The sequence below is a fragment of the Pedococcus bigeumensis genome (genome assembly GCF_006438965.1).
Classification (GTDB): Bacteria; Actinomycetota; Actinomycetes; order Actinomycetales; family Dermatophilaceae; genus Pedococcus; species Pedococcus bigeumensis_A.
The window spans coordinates 388,564-402,761 of record NZ_RCZM01000002.1; the positions used below are offsets into that span (position 1 = coordinate 388,564).

The 14,198-nt window shown below is 69.9% G+C and carries 15 protein-coding genes and 1 tRNA gene; 6 read left to right on the forward strand and 10 right to left on the reverse strand.

Annotated elements, in window-relative coordinates; genetic code table 11:
- Nucleotides 1-28: 28 nt before the first annotated feature.
- Together EAH86_RS06740 and EAH86_RS06745 are read left to right on the forward strand one after the other, a co-directional pair.
- Nucleotides 29-709, forward strand: a complete 681-nt coding sequence (locus EAH86_RS06740; RefSeq protein ID WP_241668239.1) for a TetR family transcriptional regulator — start codon at nt 29-31, stop codon at nt 707-709.
- A complete protein-coding gene (locus EAH86_RS06745) occupies nt 706-2,622 on the forward strand; it encodes an acyl-CoA dehydrogenase (RefSeq protein WP_140738023.1) in 1,917 nt (638 codons plus the stop codon). The genes EAH86_RS06740 and EAH86_RS06745 overlap by 4 nt, the downstream gene beginning before the upstream one ends.
- A gap of 48 nt (nt 2,623-2,670) precedes the next feature.
- Here EAH86_RS06745 and EAH86_RS06750 read toward each other — a convergent pair whose 3' ends face one another.
- From EAH86_RS06750 to EAH86_RS06795, 10 genes are all read right to left on the reverse strand, one after another.
- Entirely contained in the window at nt 2,671-3,105 is a 435-nt protein-coding gene (locus EAH86_RS06750) for a VOC family protein (RefSeq protein WP_338325232.1), read from the reverse strand.
- Nucleotides 3,090-4,409, reverse strand: a complete 1,320-nt coding sequence (locus EAH86_RS06755; RefSeq protein ID WP_241668241.1) for a class I SAM-dependent methyltransferase — start codon at nt 4,407-4,409, stop codon at nt 3,090-3,092. Before EAH86_RS06755 ends, EAH86_RS06750 begins: the two co-directional genes overlap by 16 nt.
- The gene (locus tag EAH86_RS06760; RefSeq protein WP_241668242.1) at nt 4,406-5,824 is read right to left on the reverse strand and encodes an FAD-binding oxidoreductase; all 1,419 of its coding nucleotides are present in this window, start codon (nt 5,822-5,824) and stop codon (nt 4,406-4,408) included. Before EAH86_RS06760 ends, EAH86_RS06755 begins: the two co-directional genes overlap by 4 nt.
- Before the next feature lie 70 nt (nt 5,825-5,894).
- Complete coding sequence (locus EAH86_RS06765) at nt 5,895-6,245, reverse strand: MOSC domain-containing protein (protein WP_140738026.1); 351 nt, start codon at nt 6,243-6,245, stop codon at nt 5,895-5,897.
- A gap of 3 nt (nt 6,246-6,248) precedes the next feature.
- On the reverse strand, nt 6,249-6,509 hold the full coding sequence (locus EAH86_RS06770; RefSeq protein ID WP_140738029.1) for a DUF6295 family protein: 261 nt from the start codon (nt 6,507-6,509) through the stop codon (nt 6,249-6,251).
- 1 nt (nt 6,510) lies between these two features.
- Nucleotides 6,511-7,272, reverse strand: coding sequence for a dienelactone hydrolase family protein (locus EAH86_RS06775; RefSeq protein ID WP_140738032.1), 762 nt, complete (start codon nt 7,270-7,272; stop codon nt 6,511-6,513).
- 129 nt (nt 7,273-7,401) lie between these two features.
- A tRNA-Val gene (locus EAH86_RS06780) sits at nt 7,402-7,478 on the reverse strand.
- A 157-nt stretch (nt 7,479-7,635) separates the two neighbouring features.
- Nucleotides 7,636-8,085: a TIGR02611 family protein gene (locus EAH86_RS06785; protein ID WP_206665757.1), complete on the reverse strand. Its 450-nt coding sequence runs from the start codon at nt 8,083-8,085 to the stop codon at nt 7,636-7,638.
- Entirely contained in the window at nt 8,082-8,930 is an 849-nt protein-coding gene (locus tag EAH86_RS06790) for an aminotransferase class IV (RefSeq protein ID WP_140738035.1), read from the reverse strand. Before EAH86_RS06790 ends, EAH86_RS06785 begins: the two co-directional genes overlap by 4 nt.
- Nucleotides 8,927-9,952, reverse strand: a complete 1,026-nt coding sequence (locus EAH86_RS06795) for a chorismate-binding protein (RefSeq protein WP_140738037.1) — start codon at nt 9,950-9,952, stop codon at nt 8,927-8,929. The genes EAH86_RS06790 and EAH86_RS06795 overlap by 4 nt, the downstream gene beginning before the upstream one ends.
- Nucleotides 9,953-9,987: 35 nt before the next feature.
- Here EAH86_RS06795 and EAH86_RS06800 point away from each other — a divergent pair, with 35 nt between their 5' ends.
- The 4 genes from EAH86_RS06800 (at nt 9,988) to EAH86_RS06815 (ending at nt 14,039) form a co-directional block, all read left to right on the forward strand.
- On the forward strand, nt 9,988-11,130 hold the full coding sequence (locus EAH86_RS06800) for a CapA family protein (protein WP_140738040.1): 1,143 nt from the start codon (nt 9,988-9,990) through the stop codon (nt 11,128-11,130).
- 87 nt (nt 11,131-11,217) lie between these two features.
- Nucleotides 11,218-12,339, forward strand: coding sequence for an LLM class flavin-dependent oxidoreductase (locus EAH86_RS06805; protein WP_140738043.1), 1,122 nt, complete (start codon nt 11,218-11,220; stop codon nt 12,337-12,339).
- Nucleotides 12,336-12,971 carry an FMN reductase gene (locus tag EAH86_RS06810; RefSeq protein ID WP_140738046.1) on the forward strand — a complete coding sequence of 212 codons (636 nt, stop codon included), beginning with the start codon at nt 12,336-12,338 and terminating at the stop codon, nt 12,969-12,971. Before EAH86_RS06805 ends, EAH86_RS06810 begins: the two co-directional genes overlap by 4 nt.
- A gap of 111 nt (nt 12,972-13,082) precedes the next feature.
- A complete protein-coding gene (locus tag EAH86_RS06815) occupies nt 13,083-14,039 on the forward strand; it encodes a DUF222 domain-containing protein (protein WP_140738049.1) in 957 nt (318 codons plus the stop codon).
- The last annotated feature ends 159 nt before the right edge of the window (nt 14,040-14,198 follow it).

A 14,198-nucleotide genomic window follows, 5' to 3' on the forward strand; every position in this document is an offset into this window, starting at 1 on the left:
CACCCAGTACCTGCTACTGTCCGGACCCGTGAGCACCACCACGAACGGCACCACCGATGGCCGGAGCACCCGCTGGGACCAGCACCGGGCCACCCGTCGTCGCGAGCTCGTCGAGGCCACCCTGCGGGCCATCCGCCGCCACGGCGCCGGAGTGGGCATGGACGACATCGCCGCCGTGGCGGGCACGTCCAAGACGGTGATCTACCGCCACTTCACCGACCGCCAGGGCCTGTATGCCGCGGTGTGCGAGAGCGTGGACGCGCTGATCCTGCGCAACCTGGGCGAGGCCACCGCCGCCTCGGGCGAGGACTCCTCCACCACCGGCGTCTCCCCTCGCGACCTCATCGCCGGCGCCGTCGACGCCTACCTCACGCTGGTGGAGAAGGACCCCGAGGTCTACCGGTTCGTGGTCACCGCACCGCTGCTCGACCAGACCTCGGGCGACCCCGCCGCCACCGTGACCGACCACATCGCGGCCCAGATGGCTGCAGTCATCGCCGAGGCGCTGAGCAGCGCCGGTCGCAGCACCACCCCCGCGCCCGTCTGGGGTGCCGGCTTGGTCGGCATGGTGCGCGCCGCCGCGGACCAGTGGCTCGCTGACTCCGCCGCCATGAGCCGCAGCGAGCTCACCCAGCACCTCACCGACCTGGCCTGGGGCGGCCTCTGCGCCGCCTGGCCCGCAGACACCCCCACCCAGGAGGACACATGACCACCCTCGCCACGGCCATCCAGAAGAGTCTCGACGGTCGTTGGGCCGCGCTTCGCGACGAAGCCCGCACCGACCTCGACCCCGGGCGCTTCGCCCCGCCGTCCGAGCCCCTGGACCTCGAGGGCTACCGCGCCCGGATCGCCGACCAGGTGCAGGCTCTCGCCGCGACCGGTCACCCGAAGCGGGGGTTCCCGAAGTCGATGGGCGGCAACGGCGACCTCGGCGGGTCGGTCACGGCCTTCGAGCTGCTGGGCCATGCCGACCTGTCGCTCATGGTGAAGGCGGGCGTGCACTGGGGCCTGTTCGGCGGCGCGGTGGCCAACCTCGGCACCGAACGGCACCACACGGCATACCTGCCGTCGATCATCGACGCCTCCCTCCCGGGCTGCTTCGCGATGTCCGAGACCGGGCACGGCTCCGACGTGCAGTCCCTCGGGACCACGGCGACCTACGACCCCGACACCGACGAGCTGGTCGTCCACACCCCGGACCTGCGTTCCCGCAAGGACTACATCGGCGGCGCGGCGCGGGACGGGCGGATGGCTGCCGTCTTCGCGCAGCTCGTGACCGGCGGGGAGAGCCACGGCGTCCACTGCGTGCTCGTCCCGATCCGCGACGACTCCGGCGCCACGATGCCGGGCGTGACCATCGGCGACTGTGGAGCCAAGGAAGGCCTCCCCGGAGTCGACAACGGGCGACTCACCTTCGACCAGGTGCGCGTGCCGCGGACCAACCTGCTCAACCGGTACGGCGACATCGACGAGCACGGCACCTACACCTCCCCCATCGAGAACCAGACGCGACGGTTCTTCACGATGCTCGGCACCCTGGTGCGCGGGCGGATCAGCGTGGCCGGCGGCGCCGGCGCGGCGACCCGCAGCGCGCTCACGCTGGCGATCACGTATGCCGGGCACCGGCGCCAGTTCGCGCCTCCCGGTGGCGACGACGAGGTCATCCTGCTCGACTACCGGGTGCACCAGCGCAAGCTGCTCCCGGCGCTGGCCAGGTCCTATGCGCTGCAGTTCGCCCAGAACGAGCTGGTGTCCCTCATGCACGACGTGCAGTCCGCGGGGGATGCTGCCGACGAGCACCAGCAGCGTGAGCTGGAGGCGCGGGCAGCAGGCATCAAGGCGGTCGCGACGACCCACGCGACGACCACGATCCAGACCTGTCGCGAGGCCTGCGGCGGCGCGGGCTACCTCGCGGTCAACCGCCTCCCGGCGCTCAAGGCCGACACCGATGTCTTCACCACGTTCGAGGGCGACAACACGGTGCTGCTCCAGCTGGTCGCCAAGGGCCTGCTCACCGACTACCGCGACGCGTTCGGCGACCTGGACACCTTCGGCATGGCCAAGTTCGGCGCACGCCAGTTCGCCGGAGCAGTCATCGAGCGGACCTCCGCGCGCGGACTGATCCAGCGGCTCATCGACTCCGCTCCGGGCCGTGACAGCGAGAAGGGCCCGACCGACCGCGGCTGGCAGCTCGACCTGTTCGAGGACCGTGAGAAGCACCTCCTCGAGACGCTGGCGCTGCGCCTGCGCAAGGCGGGCAAGCCCGGCGCCGACCTGTTCGCGGTGTTCAACGAGTCGCAGGACCACGTCATCGAGGCGGCCCGCGCTCATGTCGACCGGGTGATCCTTGAGTCGTTCGTCGCGGGGATCGACGCCTGCGAGGATCCCGCTGCCGCGCAGACCCTGGCGCGGGTCTGCGACCTCTACGCACTGAGCAGCATCGAGGCGGACAAGGGCTGGTTCCTCGAGCACGGTCGGATCACCCCGGCGCGCAGCAAGCAGGTGACCGCGGCGGTCAACGACCTGTGCGCGTCCCTGCGCCCGCACGCCCAGGAGCTGGTCGATGCCTTCGGCATCCCGCGTGAGTGGCTGGGCACCGAGCTGCTGGCACCGCTGGCCTGACCGGCGCCAGCGGCTCAGGTAGGCCGGGTCGCGCAGCTGATCAGTCGCTCAGCTGCGCAGCAGCGTCCGGCCGTCGTCGGTGACCGTCCAGAACGGGTTGTGCGCGACTTCCCACGGGTGACCGTCGGGGTCGACGAAGATGCCCGAGTAGCCGCCCCAGACGGTCTCGGCACCCTGCCTGCCGATCACCGCCCCGGCACCCGCGGCCTGCTCGAGCACCTCATCGACCTCGTCCGGGCTGCGTACGTTGAGGGCCAGCGTCACCCCGCCCCAGCCGCCGTTGTCCTCGACTGCGGAGTCCTCGGCCAGCGAGCCGCGGTCCCACAGGGCGACCACCAGGCCGCCACACTGGAAGAAGGCCACCTCGTCCTCGTTGTTGCCCCGCTCCCAACCCAGGGCGGTGTAGAACGCCTCAGCCCGTGCGAGATCTGCCACTCCGAGGGTGACCAGCGAAAGTCGTTGCTCCACTAGGCGTTCCACCACGGTCGCAGTGGGAGTCCTGCGTTGCCCCGGTCGTCGAGCTTGACGGCCAGGACCTGGTGCAGCTGGACGACGTTGCGCTCGAAGCCGACCCGCGAACCCGCCATGTAGAGGCCCCAGACCCGTGCAGTGGCCTCACCGACCTCCTCGACGCAAGCGTCCCAGTTCGCCTGCAGGTTGGCGCACCAGCCGGCCAGGGTCCGCGCGTAGTGCTCACGCAGGTTCTCCTCGTGGCGCACCTCGAGCCCGGCGTCCTGCGCCGAGGCGATGATGGTCCCGGAGCCGATCAGCTCCCCATCGGGGAAGACGTAGCGGTCGATGAACGGACCGGTCGACGTCCGACGGTTGTCGGGGCGGGTGATGGAGTGGTTGAGCAGCATGCCGCCGGTGCGCAGGTGGTCCTTGATGAAGGCGAAGTAGGCCGCGTAGTTGCGCACCCCGATGTGCTCGGTCAGCCCGATCGACGAGACAGCGTCGAACCCGGTCTCGGTCACGTCCCGGTAGTCGGAATGCCGCACCTCGGCGAAGTCCTGCAGACCCTCCTGCCGGATCGCCTCCTGGGCCCAGGCCGCCTGCTCGGCCGAGAGGGTGGCGCCGATGACGTGCACTCCCCGCCGCGCGGCATACCGGACCATGCCTCCCCAGCCGCAGCCGATGTCGAGGAGATGGTCACCCTCCTTGAGGCGCAGCTTGTCGAAGACAAGGCGGTACTTGTTCTCCTGCGCCTCCTCGAGGGTGGCGCCGTCGTGCGGGTAGCAGGCGCAGGTGTAGGTCATCGACGGGCCGAGGACGTACTCGTAGAAGGTGTTGGAGACGTCGTAGTGGTGGTGGATCGCCTCGGCGTCACGGACCTTGCTGTGGCGCAGCCCCTCGGCCACGCGACGCCACCGCGGCAGCACCTCCTGGGGCGGCGGGGGTGGCGGCTTCAGCAGCTCGACACCGAGTGAGCGCGCAATGGCCGCCGCGGTCTTGGGCGGCGGCATCCTGAAGTGCAGGTCACCCATCGCGTTGAGGAGCTCGTAGGGGTCGCCCGGGTGGACGCCCACCAGGTCGAGGTCACCCGCAACGTAGGCGCGGGCCATCCCCAGGTCACCGGGAGCCGTCGCGAGATAGCTGGCGCCCCGCGGCGACTTGAGGTCGAGTCCATAGGCGGCGTCGGCAGGTCCGGTGGCCGAGCCGTCGAAGGCGGTGAACCGCAACGGCACACCATCGGCTGACAGGGCGTCGAGGATCTGGGCCATCGACAGTCGTTGGGGAGCCTGGGAACCGTGGTTGGAGTCAGACCTGTTGGTCCTGAGGATCGTCACTTGCGTTGCACCGCCTTGGAGTAGAGGTCGAGCAGTCGGGATTCCGGGTCGTAGCGCCGCTTCAGTGCGGCGTAGGTGTCTCCGCCGTAGAGCCGCCAGAACTGGCTCTGGTCGTAGTAGCTGTCGGAGTAGAGGGACTTGTGGCCGTCGAGGGCGGTGACCTGCTCCTCGATGAGGCGGTTGGCGGCACCCTCGGGCCCGGAGGGGTCGCGCGGAACGCTGGACCAGAACCCCACGTTGACGTAGGTCTCCCCCGGTCGCAACGGGTAGAGGGACCAGGACCCGTGGCTGAGCACGGGGCACAGCCAGATCGGCTCGATCGGGATCTCGCGCAGGAACCAGTGGACGAACTCAGCCGTGCGCCCCAGTGGCACCTCGATGTCCTGCACCACGCGCTCTCGCGGAGGCTGGCCCTTGCGCGCCTCGAGCCGGTCGGCGATGGCGTAGCGGTGGTCGAGCCCTATCAGCTTCCAGTAGAACGAGCTCCGGCGGTAGCGGCGGGGCCAGAGCCGGCGGATGCGGGGGTTCTGGGCACCAAAGGCCCGGCTGCACCAGAACCAGTCGGTGTCCCAGCGCCAGAGGTAGTCGTGGATGGTGAGCCGGTCGACCTTGGGCACAGGAGAGTCGTGCTGGATCGAGCGGTAGTAGACCTGCTGACCGGTGTAGTCGCTCACCGGACCCGGTGCAGCGGTCTTGGTGCCCAGGGTGAGGTAGGACTCCGTCGCGGAGAACACCACGCCGTCGAGGTAGTCCACCCGGACCCCGTCGTGCTCCGACGTGTCGGCGATCGCGCCCATCGTGGCGACCAGGGACTCCACGTCGTGGAAGCGCAGGTGTCGCAGCGCCACGAACGGCTCGACCGGCTCGAGGGCGATGCGCAGACGCGTGGCGTAGCCGAGGGTGCCGTAGGAGTTGGGGAACCCGTGGAACAGGTCCGCGTGCTCGCCCTCGGGCCGAGCCGTGACGATCTCGCCGGCGCCGGTGAGGATGTCCATCTCGACGACCGACTCGTGCGGCAGACCGCTGCGGAAGGACGTCGACTCGATGCCGAGTCCCGTCACCGCCCCGCCCAGGGTGATGGTCTTGAGCTGCGGCACCACCAGCGGCGCCAGCCCGTGGGGCAACGTCGCCTCGACGAGGTGTTCGTAGGTGCACATGCCCTGGACGTCTGCGGTGCGTGCCTGCGCGTCGACCACGATGACGCCCCCAAGGCCCGAGACGTCCAGACCGGGTGCGTCGGAGGCCGCCCTGGCTCGGAACAGGTTGGAGGTCTTCTTGGCGAGCCGGACCGGCGCGTCGGAGGGGATGGCGCGGTAGCTCGCGGCGAGCCTGCCCACCGCAAGGTCGTGGCGGGCCTGGGCATCGGTGTTGACCCTCACCGGCTGCCCCTGCCCGGTGTCGACGATGTCCGTCACGCTTCGACCCTATGCCGCTGTGCCGACAGCCGTCACGTGGGTTCCCGGAAAGTGGTCCCCCGACGCGCGCTCAGTCGACACGGTCCACCACCTCGACCTGGTCGCCGACCTGCAGGTCCCCCGGGCGCCGCACCGCGGCATACACGCCCGGGCAGTTGCTCGGAGCTCCGGTGACCTCGAGCTCGACGGCACCCACGCGGAGCACCTTGCCGATGCTCGCAGCGAGGTCCGCCGAGTCCAGGGAGACGACCAGGTTGGCGCGGGTGTCGGGTCGGACGTCCTCGGCAGCGACCACCTGGACCGCCGCCTTCTTGCGCCGGTCGCCCGCCAGACCCTCGGGCTCGACCACGGTGTTGCGCAGGTCCTGACCTGCTTCGCCGTGGACCGGGAAGATGTGGATCTCGTTGACCTGAGAGGACATTCGTCACACGCCTTCGGGTGCTGAGGCCAATGCGACCTCGATCGCGCGAACCAGCCGGGTGGCCGAGTCGCGGGTGAGCTCGACGGCGAGCCTCGCGCCCGGCCCGCGCGATGGGTCGGCCAGGTCGATGTTGAGGGTGTGGTCCGCCATGGCGTGGACCGGGTGGTCGTAGTAGACGGTCGCGTCGGTCACGTGGAACCACTGGCCGCCGGGCCCCTTCGCGCTGCCGTCGACCTGCTCGGAAACCGTTGCGTACGTGCACATGTCAGGACTCCTGCGAGTTGTCGGCAGACAGGTTTGCGCCGAAGAAGGCGCTGATCCGTTCCCAGCCGTCGTTGGCGGCTGCCACCCGGTAGCTCGGCCGGTCGACGGCGAAGAACGCGTGCCCGGCCTCGTCGTAGGAGTGGAGGTCGTGCGGCTTGCCGAGCTCGTCGAGCCGCCGCCCCAGCTCCGCGACGTGGTCCGGGCTCGGGGTCTTGTCCTCGACCCCGAACAGCCCGAGAAGGGGCGCCCGCAGCGACGGGAGCTGGTCCACGAGATTGGTCACCTTGAGCGGGAACCCCGCCGGCGGCTCTCCGGTCACGAACGCGCCGTAACAGTCGACTGCCGCGTCCAGGTCGAGGTGACACGCCGCGAGCACGGCCTGCCGGCCACCCGAGCAGTGCCCGACGACGCCGACCTTCCCGTTGCTGGTGGAGAGCCCACGCAGGTAGGCCGCTGCGGCGCCGACGTCGCCCACGAGCCGCTCGTCGGGGATGCCACCCTGCGCCCGAACCATGGCGGCCGCGTCGGCAGGGTCGGCTCCCGGCGCCTCACGCGAGTAGAGGTTCGGGCAGATGGCGTCGTAGCCGAGCTCGGCGAACCGGCGCACCATCTCCTTGGTCGCCCGGTCGTAGCCGGGGAGGTGGTGGATGACCACCACGCCACCACGTGTGTGCTGGCCGTCCGGTCGGGCGAGGTAGGCCTCGACCGCCGCCCCGTCGGCTCCGGTCAGGGAGACAGTGGTTGCACTGAGGGAGTCGCTCACCTTGCGGATGCTATGCCCGGCGGTCCTCGGCGCCACTGACACCCGTCATGCACCCGTCCTTCACCCGTCCCGGCATGCACGACGAAGCCGCACCCGGATCCCGGGGGCGGCGTGGTCGAGTTGCACGCGTGGTGGACGTGAAGGGACTCGAACCCATGGCCTCTCGCGTGTGAAGCGAACGCTCTAACCAACTGAGCTACACGTCCAGTGCCCTGGTCACCAGGTGACGGTCGGGCCTGCCGAAGAATAGCCGGATCGGGCGGATCAGGTGAAATCCGGGGGTATGCCGTGTGGTCACCACCCCGGCACCTGGACCAGCCACCAGGGTGGCTCGCGTCGTCACCGGCGGCCTGACGCAGGTCCTCAGAGCCCTGGCAGCTCCTTGATCCGGTCCTCGGCGAAGTCGGGGATGAAACCGGGGACGCCGGACAGCAAGAACAGCCCGTAGAAGATCGCCAGGACTAGGGCGAGCGTGACCAGCCCGACCAGGCCCTTGAACCAGAGCGGCTTGGGTGACAGCCAGTCGTTCCAGTCCTTGAGTCGCGCCTTGCCCCAGGTCAGCAGCTGCTGGGCCTTCTCGAACTCGGAGGCCAGGATCGCGATGCCGACGAAGACGATGACCCAGCCGGGTCCGGGTGCGGGGACGAGGATCAGCCCGCCGATGGTGATGACCGCGCCGACGATCCCGACGACCCATTTGTAGATCCGGTGCGTGTGCGGGTTGGAGCGGATCTTGCGCCGCCACGCCCAGTCGTCGTCCTCCTGCTCGGCGACAGACTCCCCCGACGCGACCTGCCCGTCGCGATCGATCACGGGTCCAACCGTTCGCCGCAGAGCCGGGCGAACACCGCCGCGGCCCTCGCCGTCACCGGTCCCGGCTCGACGGCCCGGTCGTCGACACCGTGCACGGCCAGCACGTCCTTGGTGCTGCTGGTGATGAACACCTCGTCCGCCTCACGGAGCACGTCCAGCGGCAGGGTCTCCTCCCGCACCTCCATGCCGTCCTCGAGGCACCACTCGATGGTGACCTCGCGGGTGATCCCCGCGAGGCAGCCGGAGTCGAGGGGCGGCGTCAGGATCGCACCGTCCACGACGACGAAGATGTTGGAGCCAGTGCACTCGCACAGCTCGCCACGTGTGTTGGCGAACACCGCTTCGATCGCCCCGCGCTCCTTGGCGTAGGCGAGGGCGACCACGTTCTCGGCGTACGACGTGGTCTTCAGACCCGCCACGGCGGAGCGCTCGTTGCGGGTCCACGGCACCACCGCCACCGACGCACTGCCGGGCGGTCGCGGTTGCGAGCCGGCCGTCACGATGTAGGTCAGCGGGCTGTCGTCCCGGTCCGAACCGAGCGGCCCTGCTCCCCCGGTCACCGAGTAACGCAACCGGCCGAACTCGATCTCGTGGCCGGCCTCGAGGACCGCCTTGGCGCCCTCCGCGATGTAGTCGTGGTCGGCCGCCGGCAGGCCGAGCCCGGCCAGCGTCCGGTCCAGCCTGCGGGCGTGGCGGGTCGCGGCGAAGACTCGGCCCCGGTCGACCTTGGCCGTCTCGAACGCTCCGTCGCCGACGGTCACCCCGTGGTCGAGCGCCGTGATCGACGGCTCGTCCACCCCCGTCAGCCTGCCGTTGACCCAGACCCTGGGCTCGTTGCTGCTCATGCCTCCACCTTTCCAGACGCCAGCCCCACCAGGCGTCGGGATTTCACCTGAGTCTCCACCCATTCCTGCTCAGGGTCGGACCCCCACGTGATCCCCGCACCCGTCCCGAACCGCAGCCATCGCCGACCGGCGTCGTCCCGTTCTGCCCAGAACGACCGGATGCCCACCGCGAGTTCCGCCGTGCCCTCGTCGGCATCGATCCAGCCGACGGCACCGCAGTACGGACCGCGATCGGCAGTCTCGAGGTCCGCGATCGCTTGCAACGCAGTGTGTTTTGGCGCCCCCGACACAGACCCCGGCGGGAACGTCGCCGCCATCAGCTCCGACCACCCCACTCCCGGGCGCAGCTCACCGGACACAGCGGACACGAGGTGGACCAGCCCCGGATGCTCCTCGGGGCGGCAGAGGTGGTCGACCCGCACCGTCCCCTCCCGGCAGACGTGCGACAGGTCGTTGCGCACCAGGTCCACGATCATGACGTTCTCGGCGTAGTCCTTGGGCAGCATCGCCTCGATGCTGGTCGCCGTCCCCTTGATCGGGCGGGACTCCAACCGGTCGCCGTCGCGCAGCAGGAACGCCTCTGGGCTCGCGCACACCACATCGAGCCCGGCGGACGGCACCCAGATCCGCCCGGCGTGCGGGGCGGGGTTACCCCGCTCGAGCAGGCGGGCCAGGCCCTCGAGGTCCGCGTCGTCCGGGAGCTCGTGCGACATCACGCGGCAGAGGTTCACCTGGTAGACGGTGCCGGCGGCGATCCGTTCGCGGATCTCGGCAACCCCGTCGAGGTATGCCGCGTGGTCCAGACTGCTGTCCCACTCACCTTCCAGCGGTGACCAGGGCGTGGGTGGCGGGGCCGCGGCATACCTGTCCACGGTCTCGAAGCGGACTGCGGTGACGTCGCCCTCGAACTCTGCGACGACGGCCCAGAACCCCGACTCGATGGCGTCCACGTCGTGACGGACCTCCACCGGGTGGGTGGCGAGAAGGCCACCGAACCGTGCGTGCCCTGTCGCCGCCTCCACGGTGGCGATCCTAGGGCGACCTACACTCACCGATCATGCGCCCTCTCGCCCACGCAGTGGCAGCCGCCGTGCTGGCGCTGGCTGTCGCGGGATGCGAAGGCGTACCGCAGGCTGCGCCGGCCGGCACGCAGCCGCCTGCTCAGGCGTCGACGACCGCAGTGCCAGCACCGTCGCAGACCCCTGCCTCCCCCACGACCAGCACCACGACTCCCCCGGATCCGGGGACCCTGACGATGGCTTTCGCCGGGGACGTCCACTTCGAGGACTACGTGGCACCGCTCGCGCGGGACCCGCACGGCCTGGACGAGCTGCAGTCCTCGCTCGGCGCGGCCGACCTCGCGATGGTCAACCTCGAGACCGCCATCACCGAGCGGGGGACCAAGATCGGCAAGGAGTTCCACTTCCGCGCCCCCGCGTCGGCCCTCGACACGATCAAGAGCGCCGGGATCGACGCGGTGAGCATGGCCAACAACCACGGGGTCGACTTCGGGCCGGTCGGGCTCAAGGACACCCTGGCCGCCAAGAAAGCGAGCCCCATCCCGATCGTGGGGATTGGGGCTGACGAGGACGAGGCCTTCGCGCCGGCGATCCTGCAGGCGAAGGGACTCAAGGTCGCGGTATTCGGGGCGTCCGAGGTGTTCGAGATGACCCTCGCGCGCTACGCCGCAGGTCCGGACAAGGGCGGCATCGCCAGCGCCAGTCCCGTCAACAGGATCCGGTCGGCCGTGTCCGCGGCGGCCGCGAAGTACGACCTCGTCGTGGTGTTCCTGCACTGGGGCCTGGACTACCAGGCGTGCCCTGACCAGCTGTCGGTCCAGACGGCCAAGGCACTCGAGGACGCCGGCGCCGACATCGTCGTGGGCGGCCACTCGCACCGGGTGAACGGGGCCGGCTGGCTGGGCCGTGCCTATGTGGACTACGGGTTCGGCAACTTCGTGTGGTGGCGCAGCAACGAGCCAGACGCGCGATCCGGTGTGCTCACGCTGTCGATCGACGTCGACGCCGCCCGCGGCACCAAGCGGGGCACGTCCAGCGCGGTCCGCAAGGCGGTCTGGACGCCGATGCTGATCGGCACGGACGGCATCCCCCGCGAGCCCGATGCCGTGAACAGCGCCCGACTGCTCAAGCTCTGGAAGCAGGCCAGCACCTGTTCCGGTCTGGCCACCGCACCGAAGTGACCGGCAGCGTCCCGCTCGGAATGAAACCCACCTGGACCTCGTTCAGGTAGTTGAATTCGCAACTAACTACCAAGGAGCGCGAGCCAGATGCAGTTCGGGATCTTCACCGTCGGGGACCTGACCCAGGACCCCACCACCGGCACGACCATCAGCGAGAACCAGCGGATCAAGAACACGGTCGAGCTGGCCCGCCACGTCGAACAGGTCGGGCTCGATGTCTTCGCCACCGGCGAGCACCACAACCCGCCCTTCGTGCCATCCTCCCCCACCACGACCCTCGGGTTCATCGCCGCGCAGACCGACAAGCTCCTGCTGTCGACCTCGACGACCCTGATCACCACGAACGACCCGGTGAAGATCGCCGAGGACTACGCGACCCTGCAGCACCTCGCCGACGGCCGCGTCGACCTGATGATGGGCCGCGGCAACACCGGACCGGTCTACCCGTGGTTCGGCAAGGACATCCGCGACGGCATCCCGCTCGCGATCGAGAACTACGCCCTGCTGCGCAGGCTCTGGACGGAGGACGTCGTCACCTGGGAGGGCAAGTACCGCACCCCGCTGCAGTCCTTCACCGCCACGCCTCGTCCGCTGGACGGCATACCTCCCTTTGTCTGGCACGGCTCGATCCGCAGCACCGAGATCGCCGAACAGGCGGCCTACTACGGTGACGGCTTCTTCCACAACAACATCTTCTGGCCGATGAGCCACACCCGGCAGATGGTGGCGCTCTACCGCCGTCGGTTCGAGCACTACGGCCACGGGTCCGCGGACCAGGCCATCGTCGGGCTCGGCGGCCAGGTGTTCATGCGGGCCAACAGCCAGGACGCGGTGCGCGAGTTCCGCCCCTACTTCGACAACGCGCCGGTCTACGGCCACGGACCGTCGTTGGAGGAGTTCAGCCGCGAGACACCGCTCACCGTGGGTTCGCCCGAGCAGGTCATCGAGCGGTATGCCGCGATGGCCGACTCCGTCGGCGACTACCAGCGCCAGCTGTTCCTCCTCGACCACGCCGGACTCCCCCACCAGGCGGTGATGGAGCAGGTCGAGATCCTCGGCACCCAGGTCGTCCCCGAGCTGCGCAAGATCGCGGCAGCCCGCAAGCCGGCCCACGTGCCCGACGCCCCCACCCACGCCAGCCGGCTCGCCGCGGCGGCCGCGAACGCGGAGACGCACAGCACCCAGGACCTGGAGGAGGTCTCCCGATGACCACTCGCCGGATCGTCGTGGTGCAAGCCGGCCTCGGCCAGCCCAGCACCACGCGCCTGCTCGCCGAGCGCTTGGCCAACGCGTTCGAGGACGCCCTCCTCGAGCGCGGCGAGGAGACCGAGGTGACCTTCGTCGACCTGCGCGAGCACGCCCACGACCTGGCCAACACGCTGCTGACCGGTTTCGCGACCGGTCGGCTGCGCGAGGCCCTCGATGCGGTGCGGGATGCCGACGCGGTGATCGCGGTGACGCCGGTGTTCCAGGCGTCCTACAGCGGGCTGTTCAAGACCTTCGTCGACGTGCTCGACGACGGAGCGTTGCGCGGGACCCCGGTGCTGATGGCTGCAACGGCTGGCACGGCTCGACACTCGCTCGTCCTCGAGCACGCGATGCGGCCGATGTTCGCCTACCTCAAGGCGATCACGGTGCCGACCGGTGTCTTTGCCGCCTCCGAGGACTGGGGCACGGGCGGCACGGTGGATACCGGGCTCTCGAACCGCATCACCGTCGCCGCTGCGGAGCTTGCCGACCTCGTCACCGGCGGCGGGGGTCGGGCGGCCAAGGCGTCAAACGCCCCACAGGTCGACGAGTTCGCCGACCCGGTGCCCTTCGAGGACCTGCTCGCCCGCTGACGGCCCACCACGGCCAGATCGGTTCTCGCGTCGACCCAATTCGCTTTCGTCGCAATAGAATTCGATGCCCGGGGTCTTGGTTCGTGATTCGAACAAGTGTACGATTGCGGTATGTCGATCAGCCCGGTGGCAGTGCAGCGTGACGAGGTCCAACGCGACCTGTGGACGCGCACCGCTGCCGTGGCCGGCCGGCTGAACCGGGCCCACGCGGACCTGGTCGACGTCGCCGTCGAGCTGATCGAGGGCGGGCACTGGGGTGGTGGCGGGTTCACCTCGGCCGAGCACTACTTCGTCGTCCGGGCCGGACTGTCACCCGCCCACGCCCGTGACGTGGTCGCGGTAGCGAGACGGCGCACCGAGCTACCGGTGGTGGCCGCGTCCGTCACGGCCGGGCGGCTCTCGTTGGACCAGGCCGCGGTCGTGGCGCATCACGTGCCGGCCTCCTACCAGCGCTCCGTCGGCGAGCTCGCCCAGCACATGACCGTGCCGCAGCTGCGTCGCGCCGTGTCCCGTCACGCGTTCAACGTCGAACCCGAACCCGCCTCCGACGTCACGACCGAGAAAAGCCCTTCGGAGCAGCGGGCCTGCGCCCGACCGGACCTGTCGATGCACTACGACCGCGACGACCGGTTCCAGCTGCGCTACAGCGCACCCGCCACCATCGGCGCCCTGGTCGAACAAGCCCTCAAGGAAGCGAAGGACGCCCTCTTCACCGCCCAGTCGGGCGGCGCCGATGCCACCGATGGGCTGGCGGACCATGGGTTGTCGGACGTGACCGGCGACCGCCCGACCTACGCCGACGCGCTGGCCGAGATCGCCCACCGGTCCCTGTCCACCGTGACCTCGACCAGCCGGTCCAGCCACTACCGGGTCTACCTGCACCTGTCGACCGACGGCGCCTGGCGCGGCGGCGCCGGCCCCATCCCCGCCCGGCTGCTCGAGCGGTTCCTGACCGACGAGGCCATCCAGCCCGTCTGGGAGACCGACGGCCGACCCGTCAGCGTCGGCCGGAGCATGCGCATCCTGCTGCCACCACGAACCCGTCTGCGCGTCATCCCTGGCGGCTGATCAGCTCAGGCGCCAAGCCCACCCAGGGCGCCAAGCGTCGTCGTGCCTGATCGTATGTACGTCATCTTGCTGATGCCGTCCGGGCGGCATCGTGGTCATACTGAGGCATCTGCAGGGAAGCCCCTCCGACCAGCAGCAAGGACGACCACGGAGGCGTTA